This is a genomic window from Dickeya aquatica, assembly GCF_900095885.1.
Classification (GTDB): domain Bacteria; phylum Pseudomonadota; class Gammaproteobacteria; order Enterobacterales; family Enterobacteriaceae; genus Dickeya; species Dickeya aquatica.
The window spans coordinates 1,516,651-1,537,308 of record NZ_LT615367.1; the positions used below are offsets into that span (position 1 = coordinate 1,516,651).

Annotated in this window: 20 protein-coding genes; 2 read left to right on the plus strand and 18 right to left on the minus strand. The window is 58.1% G+C overall.

The window, feature by feature from the left end:
- Nucleotides 1-36: 36 nt before the first annotated feature.
- The 17 genes from DAQ1742_RS06745 to DAQ1742_RS06825 all read right to left on the minus strand — a co-directional run bounded on the left by DAQ1742_RS06745 (nt 37) and on the right by DAQ1742_RS06825 (nt 17,857).
- Nucleotides 37-579, minus strand: coding sequence for a 4Fe-4S dicluster domain-containing protein (locus tag DAQ1742_RS06745; protein ID WP_035342894.1), 543 nt, complete (start codon nt 577-579; stop codon nt 37-39).
- Between the two features lie 37 nt (nt 580-616).
- Complete coding sequence (locus DAQ1742_RS20500) at nt 617-1,126, minus strand: hypothetical protein (RefSeq protein WP_232046600.1); 510 nt, start codon at nt 1,124-1,126, stop codon at nt 617-619.
- Nucleotides 1,127-1,217: 91 nt separating this feature from the next.
- Nucleotides 1,218-2,399, minus strand: a complete 1,182-nt coding sequence (locus tag DAQ1742_RS06755) for an NAD(P)/FAD-dependent oxidoreductase (RefSeq protein ID WP_051124075.1) — start codon at nt 2,397-2,399, stop codon at nt 1,218-1,220.
- A complete protein-coding gene (locus tag DAQ1742_RS06760) occupies nt 2,365-3,087 on the minus strand; it encodes a LodA/GoxA family CTQ-dependent oxidase (RefSeq protein WP_180706260.1) in 723 nt (240 codons plus the stop codon). The genes DAQ1742_RS06755 and DAQ1742_RS06760 overlap by 35 nt, the downstream gene beginning before the upstream one ends.
- Nucleotides 3,024-5,441 carry a LodA/GoxA family CTQ-dependent oxidase gene (locus DAQ1742_RS06765; RefSeq protein ID WP_180706261.1) on the minus strand — a complete coding sequence of 806 codons (2,418 nt, stop codon included), beginning with the start codon at nt 5,439-5,441 and terminating at the stop codon, nt 3,024-3,026. Before DAQ1742_RS06765 ends, DAQ1742_RS06760 begins: the two co-directional genes overlap by 64 nt.
- Nucleotides 5,442-6,248: 807 nt before the next feature.
- Entirely contained in the window at nt 6,249-6,707 is a 459-nt protein-coding gene (gene hycI, locus DAQ1742_RS06770) for a hydrogenase maturation peptidase HycI (RefSeq protein ID WP_035346140.1), read from the minus strand.
- A 22-nt stretch (nt 6,708-6,729) separates the two neighbouring features.
- Nucleotides 6,730-7,131, minus strand: a complete 402-nt coding sequence (locus tag DAQ1742_RS06775; RefSeq protein WP_035342888.1) for a formate hydrogenlyase maturation HycH family protein — start codon at nt 7,129-7,131, stop codon at nt 6,730-6,732.
- Nucleotides 7,128-7,919, minus strand: a complete 792-nt coding sequence (locus DAQ1742_RS06780; protein ID WP_035342886.1) for an NADH-quinone oxidoreductase subunit B family protein — start codon at nt 7,917-7,919, stop codon at nt 7,128-7,130. The genes DAQ1742_RS06775 and DAQ1742_RS06780 overlap by 4 nt, the downstream gene beginning before the upstream one ends.
- Nucleotides 7,916-8,485, minus strand: coding sequence for a hydrogenase 4 subunit H (hyfH, locus tag DAQ1742_RS06785; protein WP_035342884.1), 570 nt, complete (start codon nt 8,483-8,485; stop codon nt 7,916-7,918). The genes DAQ1742_RS06780 and hyfH overlap by 4 nt, the downstream gene beginning before the upstream one ends.
- A gap of 10 nt (nt 8,486-8,495) precedes the next feature.
- The gene (locus tag DAQ1742_RS06790) at nt 8,496-10,223 is read right to left on the minus strand and encodes a hydrogenase large subunit (RefSeq protein WP_035342882.1); all 1,728 of its coding nucleotides are present in this window, start codon (nt 10,221-10,223) and stop codon (nt 8,496-8,498) included.
- A complete protein-coding gene (locus DAQ1742_RS06795; RefSeq protein ID WP_035346137.1) occupies nt 10,216-11,850 on the minus strand; it encodes a hydrogenase 4 subunit F in 1,635 nt (544 codons plus the stop codon). Before DAQ1742_RS06795 ends, DAQ1742_RS06790 begins: the two co-directional genes overlap by 8 nt.
- A 5-nt stretch (nt 11,851-11,855) precedes the next feature.
- Complete coding sequence (hyfE, locus tag DAQ1742_RS06800) at nt 11,856-12,506, minus strand: hydrogenase 4 membrane subunit (RefSeq protein WP_035342880.1); 651 nt, start codon at nt 12,504-12,506, stop codon at nt 11,856-11,858.
- Nucleotides 12,507-12,515: 9 nt separating this feature from the next.
- Nucleotides 12,516-13,955: a hydrogenase 4 subunit D gene (locus DAQ1742_RS06805; RefSeq protein WP_035342878.1), complete on the minus strand. Its 1,440-nt coding sequence runs from the start codon at nt 13,953-13,955 to the stop codon at nt 12,516-12,518.
- A 16-nt stretch (nt 13,956-13,971) separates the two neighbouring features.
- Entirely contained in the window at nt 13,972-14,919 is a 948-nt protein-coding gene (locus tag DAQ1742_RS06810; RefSeq protein WP_035342876.1) for a respiratory chain complex I subunit 1 family protein, read from the minus strand.
- A 10-nt stretch (nt 14,920-14,929) separates the two neighbouring features.
- On the minus strand, nt 14,930-16,951 hold the full coding sequence (gene hyfB, locus DAQ1742_RS06815) for a hydrogenase 4 subunit B (RefSeq protein WP_035342874.1): 2,022 nt from the start codon (nt 16,949-16,951) through the stop codon (nt 14,930-14,932).
- A complete protein-coding gene (locus DAQ1742_RS06820; protein ID WP_035346135.1) occupies nt 16,948-17,574 on the minus strand; it encodes a 4Fe-4S dicluster domain-containing protein in 627 nt (208 codons plus the stop codon). Before DAQ1742_RS06820 ends, hyfB begins: the two co-directional genes overlap by 4 nt.
- Before the next feature lie 109 nt (nt 17,575-17,683).
- Nucleotides 17,684-17,857, minus strand: coding sequence for a hypothetical protein (locus DAQ1742_RS06825; protein ID WP_158513817.1), 174 nt, complete (start codon nt 17,855-17,857; stop codon nt 17,684-17,686).
- A gap of 57 nt (nt 17,858-17,914) precedes the next feature.
- On the opposite strand from DAQ1742_RS06825, the gene hybG reads away from it, so the two are divergent.
- Nucleotides 17,915-18,190 (plus strand): hydrogenase maturation factor HybG, encoded by a 276-nt coding sequence (hybG, locus tag DAQ1742_RS06830; RefSeq protein ID WP_035342872.1) that lies wholly within the window; start codon nt 17,915-17,917, stop codon nt 18,188-18,190.
- A gap of 39 nt (nt 18,191-18,229) precedes the next feature.
- Here hybG and DAQ1742_RS06835 read toward each other — a convergent pair whose 3' ends face one another.
- On the minus strand, nt 18,230-19,024 hold the full coding sequence (locus DAQ1742_RS06835; RefSeq protein WP_035342870.1) for an FkbM family methyltransferase: 795 nt from the start codon (nt 19,022-19,024) through the stop codon (nt 18,230-18,232).
- Nucleotides 19,025-19,455: 431 nt separating this feature from the next.
- On the opposite strand from DAQ1742_RS06835, the gene cbl reads away from it, so the two are divergent.
- The gene (cbl, locus tag DAQ1742_RS06840; protein ID WP_067487157.1) at nt 19,456-20,409 is read left to right on the plus strand and encodes an HTH-type transcriptional regulator Cbl; all 954 of its coding nucleotides are present in this window, start codon (nt 19,456-19,458) and stop codon (nt 20,407-20,409) included.
- Nucleotides 20,410-20,658 lie beyond the last annotated feature (249 nt).

Sequence of the window (20,658 nt, forward strand, 5' to 3'; positions counted from 1 at the left end):
GACATTGCTCTCCTTCATCGTACCGCGCAGGCACGGTCAGAATTTTATTTCCACGGCTTCATCGAGTGCGGCACGCCGCTGTTTACGTTGGATCATGTCCTGAATCTCGTCCCGGCTTATCATGCGCAGGGCTTTGGTCGGGCAAACTTCGATACAGGCCGGGCCGTTGGCACGCCCTTCACACAGGTCGCACTTGTGCGCTTCAGCCTTGATGCAGTTACCCAGCGTTTGATAATGGCTGATGCGGGCCACCGGTTTACTGATCACCGTCATGGCACCGTAAGGGCAGGCCACCACGCAGGTTTTACAGCCGATGCATTTTTCCTGTTGCACCTGAATATGGTCGCCAGCATGCACGATAGCGCCGTTGGGGCAGACATTCGCGCAGGGGGCGTCTTCACAGTGACGACATTGAATCGTGGTACTGACATTCAGCCCCTTCACCACCTTCAGGCGTGGTGCGAAATGTTCTGCCGAGAGCGATGACGGGTGACCGTCATTGTGTGCCAATACACAGGCAACTTCGCAGGTGCGGCAGCCAATACATTTCCTGGGGTCTGCTAAAACGAACCGGTTCATGACAAGATCTCCTTGCGCGGCTCAGAGGGTCTAAGGGTTATGTCGAGGGCAGCGCCGCCGACACATCGCCATACACAAAGCAGGGTTTATGCCAGAATGAAGGCTTATGGTTTAATGATTTGATTTTTAATGAATTAAAGAATTTAAGAAGAAAAAATGCCCTGACGTTTCTCAGGATGTCGAGTGTCGTAATGTGGCTATCGGCAGATTTGACGATGGCGGATGACACGCAGATAAAACCAGCGGCAGCCAGACGGCTGACAAACGCATTAAGTCCAGGACGACGCCTCTTTTCGGCGTCAAAAACTGTGCTGAGGTGGGCGACTTCGCCGGGTGAGCCGCATGGATGCGGCGAAAGCCCGTGCCGTGTTGGGAACACGTCACGGGCGGCCCGAACCGCGAAGGCGAACGCCGAAGGGACCGCGAAGCGGCACAGTTTAGCCACCAGCCAGAGGTCAAGGAGAGGTGGCGCTTGCACCTCTCCTTGTCGTGCGAGCGATGAAGCTGCAAAGAAATAACACCGTTTATCCCGCACGACATTCTTCACTGACCGGACAAACTTCACCCGTCACAACACAATATCGCTGTTTGTCAACAGCCTCAGCCCGTTGTGACGCGGGCTGTCAGTGCAAGAGCCGTTAACGGTGAATACGTACAGCGCGCTGTTGGGTCTGCCAGTAGTCATGCTGGCGGTAGCGCAGCTCGCGGGTATAGAACAATTGCCGGGTTTGCTGATTGACGGCGAACACCCGCATGACCTGCTGGCGGTAATCGTCCAGCGCCTGCGCGCGCTGCGCGGGCTGATGCAGGCAGGCGAGGGCGGCCTCGGCACCGCGAATGCCGCTGTAGAGCGCAAAAAAGATGCCCTGAGAAGAGAGCGGGTCGAACGAAAGCGCGGCATCGCCGACGGCCAGCCAGTTCTCCCCGGCGGCATGTGGCGTCAGCGTGACGCTGGCATCGCAGGCGTTGAGTTTTTGCGGGCGCGGGATCGCCTTGAGCGACGCGGGTAGCACGCCGCTGGCATGGCAGGCGGCCCGAAAGGCGTCCGGGTGGCGGGTGAGCGCCATCACCGCGCGGGGTAAGCCGTGAAAGGCCACCACCCGTAACCCTTGCGGCAGCCGGGCGCTGTACCACCAGCCATCCGCTACTGATTTAATCCGGGTGCTGTTATCCCGGTCATCATGCAGGCCGTTGAGCCAGCCAACGGCGGCCAACTGCTGGCTGAGTTTGACCGGCCTGGCCCCCAGACGACGGCCTGCCCAGCAGTGACGCCCGGTGGCATCAATCAGAAAATCGGCCTCGATAACCGTGAGTCTGTCCTCACCCGCAGGCGCGGTGCTGACGGTAAGCCGGTGGCCTGACCCCCGCGGGGTCAGGCTGTGGCAATGGCCGAACAGCGTTGGTACACCTTGTGCGCGGGCATGGGCCAGCAGCATGGCATCAAAGCGGTGGCGCAGCAGGTGCCAGCCGCCGCCCTCCGGGTTATAGAGCGCATCTTTATACGTCCAGTGCTCTTCCCCCCAGGCCGATACCGTGGCACTGCACCCGAGAAACGCATCCGGTGTGAGCAGTGACTCCAGCGACGCAATCCCCAGGCGGCGCAACAGCCGCAGCGCCGCCCCCGGTAGCGATTCACCCGCCTTAAGCTGATGGCCGCTCTCTTGCCCGACCAGCACGATGTCAACACCGGCCTGCGCCAGTACGCAGGCAGCTGCAATACCGGCCGGGCCGTTGCCCAGTACCACGACGCGCGGGCGCAGCACGCGGGGTGACGAGCGTGCGGGATTAACTGCTGCGCAGTTTGATGGTAGCAAAGGCATTACGGTGCTCCTCGTTAAACCATCCGGCTTCCGCCAGCAACCGGTCATGGAAGCCCAGCCGCACATAGCGTTCAGTAAAGATACGGTGCGCCTCTTCCAGCTCGCCCTCTTTGGCGACCGTCAGGTTTTCCACATACAAGAATTCGGGCAGCCAGCTTAAATCCGCCGGGCGAGGACGCGCCTCCAGAATGCCCAGCTCGCCGAAATGCGCAATCATGTACATCATTTGCTCCGGTGCCGGGTTCTGGCTGGGCAACTGGCGTAACCACAACGGGCGGTTATGGAAGGCGGCAATGCGTTCATCCAGCGGTTTGCGCGTGTCGCACAGGGTTTCATAGTCAATGAGCGTCAGCACCTGATTTGGCACATGGGCCGGCCAGTAGGTCGGCAAATACGGGTCATACTCCATATCGTAACCGGAACGACAGTAAGCGGTATCGCCCTGCCAGGGTACGGCCATCCAGCGCGTTAAATCACCGGGGCCTTGCGCGTAGAGCGGGCCGTTGATGCGCAGCACATCGGTTTGCGTCAGGGTGCTGCCATAATCCGGCTCGCCGCTGCCGGGCACGCGCTCGCGGATGCGATAGGGCGCGCGGAACAGCGAAGCATGGCGTATCGGCCAGGTCAGCTCACAGCCGGGGTGGAAGGCATCGGCCAGGCAGAAGTGCATGGCGGCGCGGTCGAGCATCTCCGGCTGCTGCTGTAATGGCACCTGCGCCAGCGTGTGCGGGCGCGGCTCCTGGGGGCGTAGTCATCAATAAAATCGCCTTTCACCCAGCTTGAGAGCAGGTAGTCATAGTAGGCTGGCAGGCGCAGATAGGTCTGTGCCTCCACCGCGCTGGCTTCACTCGGATCGCTGTAGCCGAAGGTGTCACCGTATTGCCACGGCCAGCCGTTGATGTCTTGCTCCTCACCAAACGCCGAACGGAAGCTGTTGTACACCGTGCGGCGCAGTTCGCCGTAAGGATCGGGGTAGAGGCTGCTCTCGGGCGCGAACGACAGCTTGCGCATCAGGGCGGCGTCGTTGAAGTTCATCGGGCCTTCTGCGCCAAACATCGCCAGAATGCCTTTATTCACCCATTGCAAGTTGCTGATGCGCTCAAGAATGGGGCGAATATGTTCGTTAAATGACACCCGCTCCGGCAGCGACATCATGCCCGCCTGAATGTAGACGCTGCGCAGCAGGTCATCCAGCGTGCGCCAACTGGTTAAATCCGGGGCGTAGTTCGGCGGTGCCGAGAATACCCAGGCGGCATCGGCCGTAAAATCTTTGTCGCCTATGGTCACTCTGGCGTGAACCGGGCCGTCGGCGATGTCGTCATACCAGCCGGCGGCGTTATTAAAGCTGGTGGGGTGGCTTGGCACATACACCGGTTTATTTTCCGGGCTGGCGGAAACACCGTAGCCGGGCAGCACCAGCAGGCGACCAACGGCATCGGTACGCAGCTCGCCAAGGTAGACCGGCGTGCCCTGGAAATTCCCTGTCAGGGCAAAGCTGCCGTCTTGCATACTCAGGCCGCTGATGCGTTTTTCACCGGGGTCGATACACAGCGCCGCGCGATCGCTGCCGGTGACATCCGGGTTACGCAGCGGCACCGTCAGGTTGCAGGTTGCGGGCAAATCCATCGCCGCATTGAATTCAAACCACTGCGCCTTGCGGTTCGCCAGATGTACTGACCACTCAATCTGGCTGTTGTGGCTTTGCTGAATTTCGCCGACCACATTGCCGTACTGGTCATACCCATAGAGGCGAAAGCGCGCCGCCTGACGTTTAATCGCGCCGCCTTCGTCACGGGTCTGGCCAAATTCGGTGCGCGCCGGGTGGGTCACTTCCGGGCCTATCGTGTAATCGTTCTGGCTGTTGCCAACGCGCATCACGCCGATGCCGGGATGAATGCGCACCTGGGTGATGCGGGCTATTTGCTCGTCAGAGAGCGCCTGCGGTTGCTCTGGCGCGTTATGGTGCGGGAACGGGCAGGTGGGGTTTTTAATCTGCGGTTCACCCGGCGCGGTGGGTTCGCTGACCGGCTGGCCGTTTTGCTTGCGCCGGTAATCGGCACTGGCCTGATACACCACCATTCGGGCTTCGGCAAGGCTGCCGACCGGGCGGTTGGCGTGCGGCACCCGGCCAATATTAAAGGCCAGCCAGTCGCCGTAAATCGCCTGTTCTTGCTGGCGAATATCCTGGGCTGGCAACACAATAGTGGCGACAGGTACCGGTTTGGCGATTTTCTCATCCCAGATGACCGTGGCCTTATCCAGCGGGAAATGCTCATCAAGGTAGGCGTCGCCATATTGGGCGGCATCCGGGCGGGGCTGAATAAAAATCTCCAGCGTCACGTCGCCTTTTAATAGCCGGGCGGCCAGATCGGTGGCCAGAAAGTTGGGGTCGTTGATGTCCGGGTCATCGGCAAAGGTGGAGGTGCCGGGAGAGAGAATGTATTTGCAGTAGGTGTCACCTAACTGAAACGGCACCACGCTCCACAGGCGGGTTTCCAGCACCGAGCGGATGGGTTTGGCCATGTCATCAAGCAGTTGGTTGGTGGCTGGCGCGAAGCGGCGCACCCATTCATTGCCCCAGCCCTCGAAGCTGGCTTTGGTGAATTCACACATCTGGCGTGCGTTATCGACGAAGAAGAACGGCACATTCTGTAACAGCAGGTCGGCGGTGTTTTCACCGTCATCGCTGACCACTTTCTCACCGGGGATATCAAAAATCTTGATGCCGATACCGATGGTGCTCTCCCAGTCCGGGCGGCCGTCGGCCAGGTCTGACGAATAACGCACATAAACCGGGTGCTGGCTGCCGGGTTGGGCAAACAGCCCGTGCTGTAACGGAGCCGGAATGTCGGGATGAAACGTCAGGGCACCTTTGATAATCCCGTGGGTACGCAGAAAGACCGGGCGACGCGCCGGGCATTGCCCCTGCGCCACGCGCCGTTTGGCTGTCATGTCCACGAACATATGTTGCAGGCAGGCTATCGGGTCATCACAGCTGCATGTGGTGGTTAATTTCTCCTGCTCATCATAAAGGCTTCGCATCAATAGTTATCCTGAATTATCGAAAAAGAGAGGGGAACCCGAATACATTAACGGGCGCTAACCTGATAAGGGGGAACCGCGATTTATTGTGTATTGCAGATGCGGATATATTTTAAATGCGCGAGTGCGCTTCGCTCTGCATGATTTAACCGACTGGAAATACCGCTTATAAACAACGCAGGAGAGTTATTTTAAAAAAAAGATCAACCCTAACACCACGGTAATGGTAAACCAGACGGTAATAATTACTGAAACACCTACGGTAAATAACATTCCAGCCATCCATGACAGTGAATACCATTCCTTATTACTTTCCCATTTTAGGCTGCGTTAATTTTCATGCTTGATTGCAATTGCATTCTCATTATTTTTAATTAAAAACATGAGGAATGTCACAATAAAATAGCGCGCAGAACAAAACAGGCTTTTAAAAAATAATTCATCATTAACATTCATGCAACGCAGCTGGAAATAAAAAGATAAAGCGTCGAAAATCGCTGTGATTTTTAAATAAAATATCCTGTTTTTTCTTTTTTATGGTTTTTGGTATTGCTTTTCTGGTGGTTATTGATTTTTTATTTTGTTTATGGGGCGGGCGGGTGAAATCCCTGTGTGCTTGTAAAGAGAATCACATTATTTACGCACCGGTTTAAATCTGCTGCATGCGTTATTTTTAATATTAAAGCAATACCGATTGTGGAATATCCTGCTGGCACGGAATCAGTGGTGTGCTGTTATCATCCGGCACACCACTGTTGCCCTTATTGTGCCGTTCTGGCTATTCCCGGGTGACACACTGTCTGGCGCTTACTCCGCCGGGCTGAGTGGTGCAAACCCGCCGTTCCCTTCCCAGCCTTCAAGGCGTTGGTATAACTGTTCCACCGCCTGCGTCACTTCCTGGCTCATCGGGAAATAAAACGCCACCAGTGCTGGCTGAATACCGATAAAAATCACCTCGGGAATGTCTTCTTTCAGGCTGTCTATCAGGTAATTGAGCGGCAGGCTGTGGGTGTTCATCAGCATGTCTTCGGCGATGCGTTGCGGGTCAACGATGCGCATTTCTCCCGGTGCCAGCCCCATGTCGGTGGCATCGACCACCAGCAGGCGGCGCGGCTTGAGCGAGCGCAGCGTATGGGCGGCGTTCTCGGGAATGGCACCGCCGTCAATCACTGACCAGCCATTGACCGGTTGTTGCGCCATGCGCTCGGCCAGCAGCGGGCCTGCGCCGTCATCGCCCATCATGGTGTTACCGACGGTCAGCACCATGTTATCGGTGCGCAGTGGGTGTTCAGTTATCAAGGCGTTTCACCATTAAGTAGATGGCAGGCTCTTGTTGGATTGCCGCCAGTTGGCCCATCAGCGTCAGCGTCCAGTCCGGGTGGCTGTCGCGCCCCTTTAGCGCACCGAAGGCGCTTCCCAGCAAGGTCACATGGGTGCTGTCGATGGTGATTTCGCCAAAGCGCAGTAGCCCGAGCATTTTGCGGCGCGCCTCGTCATCAGCCAACTGGCCGACCCAGCCTTCATACTCCGAAAGCGGGCAGTGCAGCACCTGTTTCAGGCAATCAATCACGCCGACGTGGTGGCCGATAGCCAGCGAGTAGTACATCACCTGCTGCGCCTGCTCCGGGATTTTGTCGCGGCTGTCGAGGAACTTGCGGTTTAACGCGTAAAAACGCACGTCGGCGCTCATCGTACCGTCTCCCCGTTTAGCATCGCGTGGTAAATGTGCAACAAATGGCCGGTGATTTCGTTCAGGCGTGGGTCGTTGTGCTGGTCAAGCCAGCTTGTGACCCGCTGTTCAAACCCGGCCAGCGGCTGGTTTTCCAGCAGCCGCAGGAAGCTGTCGCTGATTTCACGGCCCTGGCGATAACCGGCCATCAGGCGGGCTTCGCGTTCAACCTGCACGCGCAGATCGAGCGGCAGCGAGGGGTGGATCAGCGCGGCTTTTTCCTGTTCGGCCTGCTGGTGATCTTTGCCGTGCAGTTTTTGCTCAAGAAGCCCTAATGCCACGGCAAAGCCGTAAATGGTCGCCGCCGGTGTTGGCGGGCAGCCGGGAATATAGACATCAATCGGCACGATTTTGTCGCTGCCGCCCCACACGCAATACAGGTCGTGGAAGATGCCGCCGCCGCAGCCGCAGGCCCCGTACGAGATACAAATTTTCGGGTCGGGAGCCGACTCATACGCGCGCAGCGCCGGTGTGCGCATGGCGCGCGTCACCGCGCCGGTAAACAGCAAAATATCGGCATGGCGCGGTGAGGCCACCACTTTGATGCCAAAACGCTCGGCATCAAACAGCGGCGTAATGGCGGAGAAAATCTCGATTTCACAGCCGTTGCAGCCGCCGCAGTCCACGCGGTAGACGTAAGCGGAGCGTTTAATGTCTTTGAGCAGCGTTTTCTTGAGCTGCTGTGCCTGTTCATCCAGCGTGATGGGTGTGGTCTGGTAGTGATCGACACCATCGGGAAGTTGGGTCATGACGCATCCCCTTTCTGTGTACTCGGGGTCGGCAGGTGCTGACTGAGCGGCACCTTGCCCCGATGGTTCATGTTCTGTTTACGTTTGCAATCCGGGCAGGTTTCAAACTGTGCGCGGCGCGCTTCGACTTCGCTTTCCGGCACCCCGGCGTGCGCCAGCAGCGCCATGGCGTACTCCACCTCTTTTTGCGGCGCGAACGGGCGCTGGCAAACGTGGCAGTTAAGTAGCTGGAAGGTGGCGCGCTGATACAAATCCGCTTTGCTGGCCACCGCCATTTCAAAATCCTGCGACAACACAATGGCGCGGGTAGGGCACACCTCCTCGCAGCGGCCGCAAAAAATGCAGCGGCCAAGGAACAGTTGCCAGATACGGGTGCCGCTTTCCAGCGCGTTTTCCATCGTCAGCGCATTGGCCGGGCAAGCCATGGTACAGGCGGCACAGCCGATACACTGCTGCGGGTCGTACTCGGGGCGGCCGCGAAATCCGGCTGGCACCGGCAGCGGCGCGAACGGGTATTTCACGGTGCTGTTGCCCGCTTTGAGGATGGTTTTGAATAATTTGATCATCAGCGATTCCTCATTTCAGCGGTGAACGGGTACGTTCCAGCCCGTAACGCTCAATCTCTTTATACGGCACGGTGGTTATCTTGTTTTTGCGCACATCCACCAGCGTGACGCGGTCGGTACAGGAGTAGCAGGGGTCAAGGCTGCCGATAATCAGCGGCGCGTCCGATATGGTGTTGCCGCGCAGCATAAAGCGCAGCACCGGCCAGTTGGCGTAGGTGGCGGCACGGCAGCGCCAGCGGAACAACTTCTGGTTGTCGCCGGTCATACTCCAGTGAATGTCCTCGCCGCGCGGCGCTTCGGTAAAGCCGAGCGCGAATTTGTGCGGCTGATAGTGAATGTTCTCATTGAGGATCGGGCCTTCCGGCAGGTTGTCGAGGCTAAACTCAATCATCGCCAGCGAGGTAAACACTTCGCGCACCCGCACCAGCACGCGCGAATAGACGTCACCGGCATCGAGGTGATGCAGCTCCATCGGTAAATCGAGATAGGCGGCGAACGGGTGGTCAACGCGCACGTCGCGCTTAAAGCCGCTGGCGCGGATCATCGGCCCGACCGGGCTGTAATCGCGGGCGATTTGCTTATCCAGCACGCCGATACCCTGGGTGCGCTGGCCCATATTGGCGGTGCCAAGCAGCATATCGGTCAGCTGTGTCACCTCTTCGCGCATTTCACGGATAAGCTTGATGGTTTTCAGCCGGTCATCTTTGAGAATGTCACGACGAATGCCGCCTATCAGGTTCAGGCCGTAGGTTTTACGCGCACCGGTCAGGATTTCGGCAATCTGCATCGATTTTTCACGCACCCGGAAGAACTGCATAAAACCGGTGTCGAAACCGACAAAGTGGCTGGATAAGCCGATATTCAGCAGGTGGCTGTGCAGGCGTTCGACTTCCAGCAGCACACTGCGGATGGCATGGGCGCGTGGCGGCACCACCACGCCCAGCGCATTCTCGATGGAGTTGGTGTAGGCCACGCTGTGGGTAAAGCCGCAAATGCCGCATACCCGGTCAGACAGGAAGGTCACTTCGTTGTAACCCATGCGGGTTTCCGCCAGTTTTTCCATGCCGCGATGGACATAAAACAGCCGGTAGTCGGCATCGATAATCTGCTCGCCGTCAACAAACAGCCGGAAATGGCCGGGTTCGTCGGAGGTGATGTGCATCGGGCCGATGGGCACCACGCGGGTGTCGCCGGTGGCTTCGTTGACGAAGGTGTAGGATTCATCGTCGCGGGTCGGTGCCGGGCGCTGGCGGTAATCCATCGCGTCTTTACGCAGCGGGTAGAGTTCATCCGGCCAGTCATCCGGTAACACCAGACGGCGTTCATCCGGCAGGCCGACCGGGATCAAGCCGTACATGTCGCGCACTTCGCGCTCGCCCCATACAGCGGCAGGCACGCGCGGCGTGACGGACGGGAACTCCGGCACCGTCGGGTTCACCAGCGCTTTGACCACCACCCAGCACTTCTCGCCTTGCTCCATTGAGAGCACGTAGTAGACGGCGAAATGGCCGTTAAGCGAGCGTTCGTCATTGCCGAACAGCACCGACAGCCAGCCGCCGTGCTGATAATACAAATACTCCACCACTTCCGGCAGGCTATTGAGCTTAACCGTTATCGTCAGTTGGTTTTCGGTCTGGCGCTCTTCTTCCAGAATAGCCGTCGGGAATTGGGCTCTGACCTGGGCGACGTATTGCGCGCCTAACGCAGGCTGGGCAGTGGCAGTGAATGAATTAGTCACGGGACATCTCCTGACGGGAAGCAGTGGATAAAACGGCAGGCTCCGTGCCTGTCATCGGTATAAATGCGCCAGCCTCACGCGGCGCAGGCTGCGGGCGCAGGCTGAGGGCGTTGGCGGCGTCAGGGCGGGCTGTGCTGTCATTGAGCACAATCGCCGTGGCCCGCTCCAGCAACTGGGTCACGGGTTGCGGAATGCGCGTGCCCATCACCAGCATAAGCACCAGCAGCACCAGCATCGGGGCGGTGGTGAGCCAGCCGAGCTCGCCTTTACTGACCGCCTCCGGCTGGCTGCCGAGCACCGTGGTCGCCACCATGCGCACCAGCCCGGCCAGCACCACGGTGAGCAGCACCAGCAGCACGATGACCAGCGGCAGATGACCGGCGTGGATACCGGCGGTCACGGTCATAAACTCACTGAGGAACACGTTAAACGGCGGCATCCCGCCGAGCGCCAGTGCGCCTGCGGCCAGCAGTGCGCCCGTCACCGGGGCGACACGCAAAATGCCTTTGACGGCGTCCATGTCGCGGGTGCCGTATTTCAGCAGCACATTACCTGAGCCGCAGAACAGCAGGGTTTTCGCCAGGCTGTGGTTGAGGGTGTGCAGCAGCGCCGCCAGAACCCCCAGCGGGCCGCCGATGCCGAGCGCCACGGCAATCAGCCCCATGTTTTCCACGCTGGAGTAGGCCAGCAGGCGTTTCATGTCGCGCTGCACCAGAATCAGCAGGGCGGCGACCGCCACCGACAGCAGGCCAAACACCAGCAGTAAACGCTGCGGGAAGTCCGGGCCGATGGCGGCGCTGATAAGGATGGTGTAGCGCACAATCACCAGCAGTGCGCAGTTCAGCAACACCGCAGAGAGCAGGGCGCTGGTGGGGCTTGGCGCTTCACTGTGCGCATCCGGCAGCCAGGCGTGCATCGGGAACAGGCCGGTTTTGGTGCCAAAGCCAATCAGAATGAAGATGAACGCCAGGTGCATCAGCGTGGTGTCGAGCTCGCTGGCGTGGTGCAGCACTTCAGTCCAGAAAATGGCGTTGCCCGGTTCGGCCATCACGTTGGCGGCGTTGGCGTACACCAGCACCGTGCCATATAAGCCGAAGGCGACGCCAACGGTACAGATGATGATGTACTTCCACGCCGCTTCCAGCGACGAGCGCTGACCATACAACCCGACCAGAAACGCGGAACTGAGCGTGGTGGCTTCAATCGCCGCCCACATCAGAATCAGGTTATTGCTAGTTATCACCAGCAGCATGGTGAACAGGAACAGGTGGAAAAAGCCGTAATAGTGGCACAGCGTGGTGACGCTGACTTCGCCGCTGTCCACTTCATGGTTCATATATCCCATGGAGTAAAGGCCGGTGAGAAAACCAATCACACCGAGAATGGCTAAAAACAGCGCGCTCAGGCTGTCGAGATGTAACCAGCGCCCGGCGGCCAACAGTTCGCCTTGCTGGTAGACCGTCCATACCGACAGCAGCGTGACCACCAGCAGTGCGCCGATGCCGAGCAGGTGCATCAGGCTGACCAACTGGCGCGCGGCCACGCCGGTAAAGCGACAGGCGAATGCCAGCAGCGCCGCTACCAGCGGCACCCCCAGCAGCACAGAAAACAGATCCAACGTTGTCATGGTCATCATCCTTTCAGCGCGGTCAGTTGCTGAACATTCAGGGTGTGCAGCGTGCGGTGGATCTTGCGCGCCATCAGCGCCATCACGATGACCGCGAAAATGGCATCGGTGGCAATTCCCACTTCCACCAGTTCAGGCGCGCGGTAGGCCAGCAGCGCCAGCGTCAGGTGCGCGCCGTTCTCCATCAGGCAGTAGCCGAATACCTGCTTGAGGATGTTGCGCTGGCTGACGATGCACAGCAGGCCAATCAGGAAATGGCCAAGCGACACCGCCAGCACCGGCTTAAGTGCGCTGACCATCGGCAATTGCACCGGGGCGACGGCGAAATAACTCAGCAGCACAATCACGCTGGCAATCAGAATAAGCGTGGCGGTACTGAGCACGCCGCCGTCGGCCTGCGGGTCACTCAGGCGGCGAAAGGCGCGGTACATGATGACCGGCACCAACACCACCTTGGTGGCGAAGGCCGTCATCGACCACAAAAAGAGTTCGTGAGAGCCCAGCAGGTTGCCGAGCGCGATAAAAATCAGCACCAGCACCAGCGATTGCAGGGCGTACAGCACGGCGGAAACCGTGGGTTTTCTGGCGGCTATCACCAGCATCGAAGTGATGATTAACAGGCCAGCCAGATTATTGACGAGAAGCGATCCAGTCATGGGCGTTCCTTATTTCAGCCAGAGTGCGGCGATGACGCTTGAGCACAGCGACATCACAATCAGCACCAGCAATACCAGATTCATTGACGCCGGCACCGGTATTGCACCGGCCACCTCCTCGGAGGGTTTACCCGGCACGGTGCGGCCAAACCAGTAGAGGAACCAGGCAAAGCTGGCGACGGATTCCACCAGGGCGATTATCAACACCGGCAGCAGCCACACCGCCTCGTTTGACAGGGTGAACCCGGCGGCAAACAGCGGGAATTTGCTGAAAAAGCCGTTAAACGGCGGCACCCCGGTGATGGCGAGCGCCGCGACGCAAAAGCCGACGCCGAGCAGCGGCAGGCGCGTTAACATGCCGCGCAGTTGCGGCAACATGCGGGTGCCGCAGCTATAACTGAGCGCCCCGGCCACCAGGAAGAACAGGCTCTTGGCATAGGCGTGGTTAAAGATGTAGGCAAGGCCCGCATCAAAAGCCATGCGCGAGCCAAAAATCGACAGCGACAGCGCCAGAAAGATGTAGGCCAACTGGGTGATGGTGGAGTAGGCCAGCAGCCGCTTCATGTCTTTTTGCGGCAGGTACATCCAGAAACCGTACACCAGCGTCAGGGTCGCCATAATCACACCGACCACGCCGATAATGTGCGGCACCTCGACGGCTGACAAAATCGCCCGGGCGAAAATATACACCCCGACTTTGACCATCGACGCGGCGTGCAGGTAGGCACTCACCGGCGTAGGCGCTTCCATCGCATCCGGCAGCCAGATGTGCAGCGGTAACTGGGCTGATTTCCCCCAGGCCGCCAGCAGAATGCCGCCAAACACGACGATTTTGCTGGTGTCATCTAACTGGGCGATGGCGCTCAGGGCGAAGGTGCCGGTGGTGGCGAACAGCCAGGCGGCGGCCAGATACAGGCCGACGGAGGCCACATGCGTGACCAGCAGCGCTTTGAGCGCCGAGCGCAGTGATTTCGGTTTCTGGTAATAGCCAATTAACGCCCAGGAGCAGCCGCCGGTGATTTCAAAGAACACTAACTGGCCGAGCAGCGTTGATGAGAGCGTTAACCCGGCCATTGCGCCGATAAATACCAGCAGGAAGGCGTAGTAACGGTTGCTGCCGTCGTGCGGGTGTTCGCGGTTGCCGAGCGTCAGGTAGCCGCACGAGTAGAGGCTAACCAGAAAACCGAGCGAAACCACCGCAAAGCCTATCAACAGGCTGACGCGGTCAAACACAAAGCCGAACAAATCGGCCTGGCCGTAACGGTAGAGGGTGACGACGGTGTCGAGCTTGCCGCTTTGCAGGTAGCACCCGGCAAGCCAGGCCATACCGAGTGTTGCCAGCAGCGCAAACAGCGTACACACCCCTTTAGCCAGGCGCTGCGGCACCACGGCTATCAACAGCGCGCCGAGAAACGGCAGCAGCAGGGTGGCGAGAGCAATAGTCTCCATGATGGGTGCCGACTCCTTATAGTCCGGTGAGGTAGAAAACAAAGGCTAGCGTGGCGACGCCGAAGCCGAGCCAGGTAACGCGGCCGGTCAGCAAAAAGCGCCCGCGCGCCAGGCTGTTTTCAATCAGGGCGGCGAGGGTAAACACCACCACCAGTTTGATGGCCAGCGCCAGCGTGCCCCACAGCAGGCCCGCCGCGCTGAGGGTTTCTGCCTTGCCAAACGGCACAAAGACCGACAAAAACAGCGTTGCTACCACCACTTGTTTGAGGCTGATGCCCCATTTCACCAGCGCCAGCCCGGCACCGGCGTATTCAGTCAACGGGCCTTCCTGCAACTCCTGCTCGGCTTCAGCCACATCAAACGGGATTTTGCCCATTTCAATGAAGGTGGCGAAGGCACAGGCCAGCAGCGCCAGGCCGGTTGCGGTGGGGGCAACCCAATCGCCGCTGGCCAGTTGCTGGCTGATATTGCCGATGTTGGTGGAACCGGCTATCAGGGCGACCACCAGCAGGGCGAGCATCAGAATCGGTTCCACCAGAATGCCGAGCGTCAGCTCGCGGCTGGCACCGATGGCGGCGAAGGTGCTGCCGGAGTCGAGGCCGGACAGCGAGAAGAAAAAGCGGAAAATGGCAAACAGGTACAGCAGCGTTATCACATCACCGGCTGCGCCGAGCGGCGACTGGGTGGTGATGGCCGGTAGCGTCATCGCCACCAGCAGCATCGAGCCGTTAAGAATAAACGGCATCAGGCGGAATACGCCGCCGCTGTGCTCTGGAGCCACTTCCTGACGGCGCAGCAGTTTGACGATATCGCGGTAGTCCTGCCAGACACCGGGGCCCTGGCGTGAGTGCATCTTGGCGCGGATAACCCGCGACATGCCGGACAGCAGCGGGGCGGCGGCCATCAACACCAGCGCCTGCAACAGCGCACAGAGCAGCGGAAAAATAACCGAATACGGATTCATTGTGCTCTCCTTAAACCAGCGTCGTCAGCAGTAAGGCCACCAGCGCGGCCACCACATACAGGCAGTAGACCCGAAAGTCGCCGTGCTGGATCCCTTGCACCACACGGCCAAGGCCCTGCACCGCGCGCGCCAGCGGCAGCACGATGCGCTCGTCAAGCACCGGTTCAACCTGTGCGGCCGTGCGGGTGGTCGATTCCAGCGCGCGTTGCATTGACGGGGCCGGGTCGAGGGTTTTGCGCAGGCGATAGAGCGGCGCGAACATCACCCGCAGCGGCTGGGTGAAGCTCCCGGCGGAAGCTGACATCGCCTGTTCATAGCCATAACCGCACGCCCAGGGCGTCCCTTTTTGGCGAAATGCCAGACGCGGCCCGCGCAGCAGGCTGTAGAGCATCAGCGGCAGCAGCGGCAGCGCCAGCAGCAAGATGAAAATCAGCGGGGTATTCAGGCGGGTTTGCCCGGCATCGCCGGGGAACACGCCAAGACCAGCGGCCACCGTCAGCGCCGGGGTGTGCGCAAGATCGGCGGCGATACGGGTGATAACCGGTGACACCACGCTGGCACCGACGCCCAGCAGCACGCACAGCAGCGCCAGCAGCAGCATGGCAGCCGTCATCGGCCACGGCACTTCGGCGGCGTGGCTGGCTTTTTCGCTGCGCGGTGCGCCGCAAAAACTGATGCCATACACTTTGACAAAGCACATTGCCGCCAGCGCACCGGTGATCGCCAGCATCACAATTGCTACCGGTGCCAGCAGTTTCATACCGATGTGGCCGTCATGACTGAGGGTAAACAGCGACTGATAGGTGAACCATTCGCTGACAAAACCGTTCAGCGGCGGCAGGGCGGAAATCGCCATACAACCCATCAGGAACGCCAGCGCAGTGCGCGGCATCAAACGGGCCAGCCCGCCCATTTTCTCCATGTCTTTGGTGTGTACGCGCGAGATAACCGCCCCGGCCCCGAGAAACAGCAACCCCTTGAAGACGGCGTGGTTGATGAGGTGATACAGCCCGCCCAGCAAACCGAGCAGCGCCAGCAGCGGATGATGGGTGGCGATGCCTATCATGCCGGTGCCGACCCCCATCAGGATGATGCCAATGTTCTCCACCGTGTGGTACGCCAGCAGGCGTTTGATGTCATGTTCGGCCAGCGCATACAGCACGCCTAACACCGAGGACACCGCGCCAAAGGCCAGCACCACGACGCCCCACCAGGCTTCGGTCGCGCCCAGTAAATCAATGCCGACCTTGATGATGCCAAACACGCCGATTTTCACCATCACGCCGGACATCAACGCCGAGGCGTGTGACGGTGCGGCCGGGTGCGCGCGCGGCAGCCAGCCGTGCAGCGGCAGCATGCCCGCTTTGGCACCAAAACCGAAGAACGCCAGCAGGAACACGATGGAGGCCTGCGGTGCCGACAGCGAAGCCTGACGGAAATCAGCGAAATCCAGGCTGTTGCTGTGACGGTAGAGCAGGAAGAAGGCAATCATGATAAGCACTGAACCGGCGTGCGCTATCAGGAAGTAGAGCAGCCCGGCGCTCACCGCTTCTTCATCCTGGTCAGCAATGACCAGGAAATAGGAGCTCAGTGACATCACCTCGAACAGCACGATAAAGTAGAAGGCGTTATCCACCACCACCAGCGCCACCATCGAGGCGATAAACAGGTTCATGAAGAACCCCATCGCCCAGGCACCGCGCCCGCGATATTCTTCCAGATAGGCCAGTGAGTAGAGCGCGCAGAGCGCGGCCAGCAGCGAGATAACCAGCGTCATGAACGCGGCCAGCGAATCAATGCGCAGCGTCAGGTGGGCGAAGGCATCAAAGGGGCCGGCGAAAACCACATTGATGGCACCGCCTTGCAGCAATACCGGTGCGGCGGCCAGCAGACCGGCACAGCCAGCGGCCAGTGCGCAGCAACCGCTCAGGCGGATAGCCAGCGCTTCCTGACGGCAAAACAGGAGTGAGCAGAGCGCACCGGCCAGATAGAGCGCCAGCGACAGGCCCAGCCATGCTAATGGCGTCATCATAGGTTGTGCCCCCAGTCAGTCTCATCGGGTGGAAAGGGCAGATTGCCCTGCGGCCACTGCGCCGCCTGACGGCGTTTGGCGGCAATCGCTTCATCAAGGTTGGCGTCATCGACCAGATAGAGTGCCTGCGTCGGGCAGACGCGCACGCATTCCGGCCCTTGCGCGTGGAAGTCACACAGGTCGCATTTCACCGCGATACTGCGCACACCGGCATTCCATGACAGCATCGGATGCACCGAAGGCAGGCTGACCGGCACATCCGACAGCAGCGACAGCGGGATGTGCTGTTCAAACGTCGCCGGTGTCGCCAGCGGGGTGCTGCCAGATGGCGTGATCGCGCCAAATGGACAGGCAATGGCGCACAGTTTGCAGCCAATACAGGTGTTTTCGTCCAACATGACGGCGTTGTCCTGATGCCTGATGGCATTCACCGGACACACCTTGGCACAAGGCGCATCTTCACAGTGTCGGCATAACACGGGTGCCGTGCCGCCAGCTTCGCGCTCAACGGTCAGTCTCGGATGCGTTTGCAACCCATGCTGGCGATGCACCTGCGTGCAGGCTGCCATGCAGGTGTTGCATCCGATACAACGTGTTGGCTCCGCAATGACGAAGCGGTTCATAGCCATACCCTCCGGGGTGATAGAAATGTTTCCTGCGGCCCAAGCATATTCCATGCCATAAGAAAAAAATGGGTGTGATATTATTTTAAATCAATACGTTAATTTTTTATCAGCCGGAGGAAACCCCTTCGACAGGGGCGAGCTCGACATTAGTGACGACGTTTTTGACGCCACCGGGTGCGCGGGTCGTCACTCTTGACTGACCGCGCCGGTCGCAGCCCAGGGTAAGCCGTGGCAGGGCGCGATCGCGCCGCTTCGTGCGTGGGATCAAATCAGCTGGCATCAAATTTGCTTAGGCTTGCGCTGAGGCATGTTGCAGTCAATGACGAGGATGAGGGATATGTGTCTGGGAATTCCGGGGCAAGTCGTGGCGTGGGCGTCGGATGATAATCAACTGGCGTGGGTGGATGTCTGCGGTGTGCGGCGAGAAGTCAATGTCACACTGGTGCTTGATGGTATTACGCCTGCGACCCTGATGGGCCAGTGGGTGCTGGTACACGTCGGGTTTGCCATGAGCCGGCTGGATGAGCAGGAAGCGCGCGATACGCTGGAGGCGTTAAAGCAGATGGAAGACGTGGAGCAGGATGTGGCGGTATTTCTGACGACATCGGTCTAAATGAAAAGAGCCATAACAATTATTATGGCTCTGCGATAATTATCCCGCGCGGCGAACTGACTGCAATGCGCCATGACTATCACGATTGAAATCAACCCTGGCTTCATTGGCAGGATGATGAGCAATGAAATCGTCATTGTAAATATGCTCTATGGTATAGCCCAGATAGTTAATCAAGGTGAGTAGTTCTTGTTTTTTCTCTGTAAACCATTCGGCATTCCAGGCTTCAAAGTCGATGGGAGGGAAGTTATTGTGCTCAAGGAAATTTACGGCTCCTTTTAACACATTAAGCTCAAAGCCTTCGACGTCTATTTTTACAAAGCGGGTTTTTTCTTTAAAAATCAGGTCGTCAAGCTTTATGACCTGAACAAAGTGCGTCTCTTTTGTCATGCAGTCATTGGTTTGCGTCCGTACCCGGTAATCTTCCACCATAGAGAACGCACCGGCGTTGCTCATTTTGTTGTAATCAGGGATCGGGATTTCGATAACGGTATCGTCACTGCCAACCGCTTTATTCAATGCCGTAACATTATCCAGCCGGTTCAGGAAGATATTTCCACACAATTGATAATAAATTATCTTTTGCGGTTCAAAAGAATAAACGACGCCACCTTGGTCTTGAATTTGCGTGGCAACAGGAACGGTGTAGGCCCCGAGATTGGCACCGATATCGAAAACAATCGGCGAGTCAAATCCGAATGTGAATTCATTGGTAATTGCACTCAACCATTTTTCCCACTCATCCCGGGTAATCAGGTGCTGGGCTATCAGATCATGACCTAAGGTTAAGAAACTGCCTTGAGACGTGTTAGCTAAATGAACTCTTGGTAACATAAAATGGCCTTATATTAATGAATGTACCGTGCACGGATTGAGCATGACACATCACGATGGTTAAGCCGCTATTCCTTTTTGTATGGATATCAGGTATGGACATCGTGAGCGAGAAGTCTGACACATCTAATCGGTTGTATTAACAAGAGTAAAATTGTTGCATCAACATAAAGTTCCGGCAAGGCCGTCAGTATGAGTTGATGAAAGAAAGCTGGCTATTTGGGCCACGCCACGCTGGCGGATGCCAGACACTGAACGGTTTCGCGCAAACGACCCGCCATGACAACCCAACACCTCATATTCACTATCGTTATATCAAGTAAGTTTTCTTTATTTGTGCGGAATAACAATACTTCGTATCAATAGTGCTAACCGTTAACGTGACGAAAAACGAATCGAGCTAACAGACGTCACTGTCAGAGGGCAAGCGTGTGAATTTTCAACAATTAAAAATTATCCGTGAATCCGCACGGTGCAACTATAACCTCACCGAGGTGGCCAATACTTTATTCACCTCCCAGTCTGGCGTGAGTCGCCATATTCGTGAGCTGGAAGATGAGCTGGGCATAGAGATTTTTATCCGCCGGGGGAAGCGCTTGCTGGGCATGACCGAGCCGGGCAAGGAACTGCTGGTGATGGCCGAACGTATCCTGAATGATGCGAACCATATCCGGCGGTTAGCCAATGTGTTTAGCGATAATGACGTTGGGCAACTGGTGATTGCGACAACGCACACTCAGGCACGTTACAGCCTGCCTGCGGTGATTAAAGCGTTTCGCACGCTCTACCCGCAGGTACAACTGGTGCTCAATCAAGGCACACCGGATGAAATTGTCTCGATGCTGGAGTCGGGCGAGGCTGATATCGGTATCGCAACCGAGCTGCTTATCAACGCGAATTCTCTGGCTGCCTTTTCATACTACCGCTGGCACCACGCTATTTTAGTGCCACAAGGGCACGCCCTGGCGCAAGAGCCGGTCGTCACGCTGGATAAACTCAGCAACGTACCGCTGATTACCTACCGGCAGGGGATTACCGGCCGTTCGCGTATTGACCGTGCGTTCAGCGCTGCCGGGCTGACGCCGCATATCGCCATCAGCGCGCAAGACTCGGATGTGATTAAAACCTATGTCGAGCTGGGGCTGGGGGTGGGGATTGTCGCCGACATGTCGTTTGATCTGGCGCGCGATAGCGGGCTGGTCAAGCTTGATGCGCAACATCTGTTTGAGGCGAACACCGTGTGGCTGGGGTTAAAGCGCGGGCAATTACAACGCAACTACACCTGGAAGTTTATTCAGTTGTGCAACCCGGAACTGACGCCTGAAGAGATTAAAGCTCGGGTGTTTGCCGATGACGCTGAGGTGGTTATCGATTATCAAATCTGACGAGCCATCGTCAGGCGCAGCGGGTCGGGTGAGATAACACGCCGCCCGCTGACACCACGGCTTCATAGGTTATCAGTCTGTTGCGTTTTTTGTGCCATTTTGTTTGATGATACAACGAGATGGCGTTGCATCTTCTGCCTTTCAGCGCCGAATTCGGGGCGCGATTTTCCCTTGTCAGCCCGCCTGCCCGATAGTGATGAACCGCATAATTATGAGAAAACCCTCCAATGTAGCGCTTGATCTCACCGG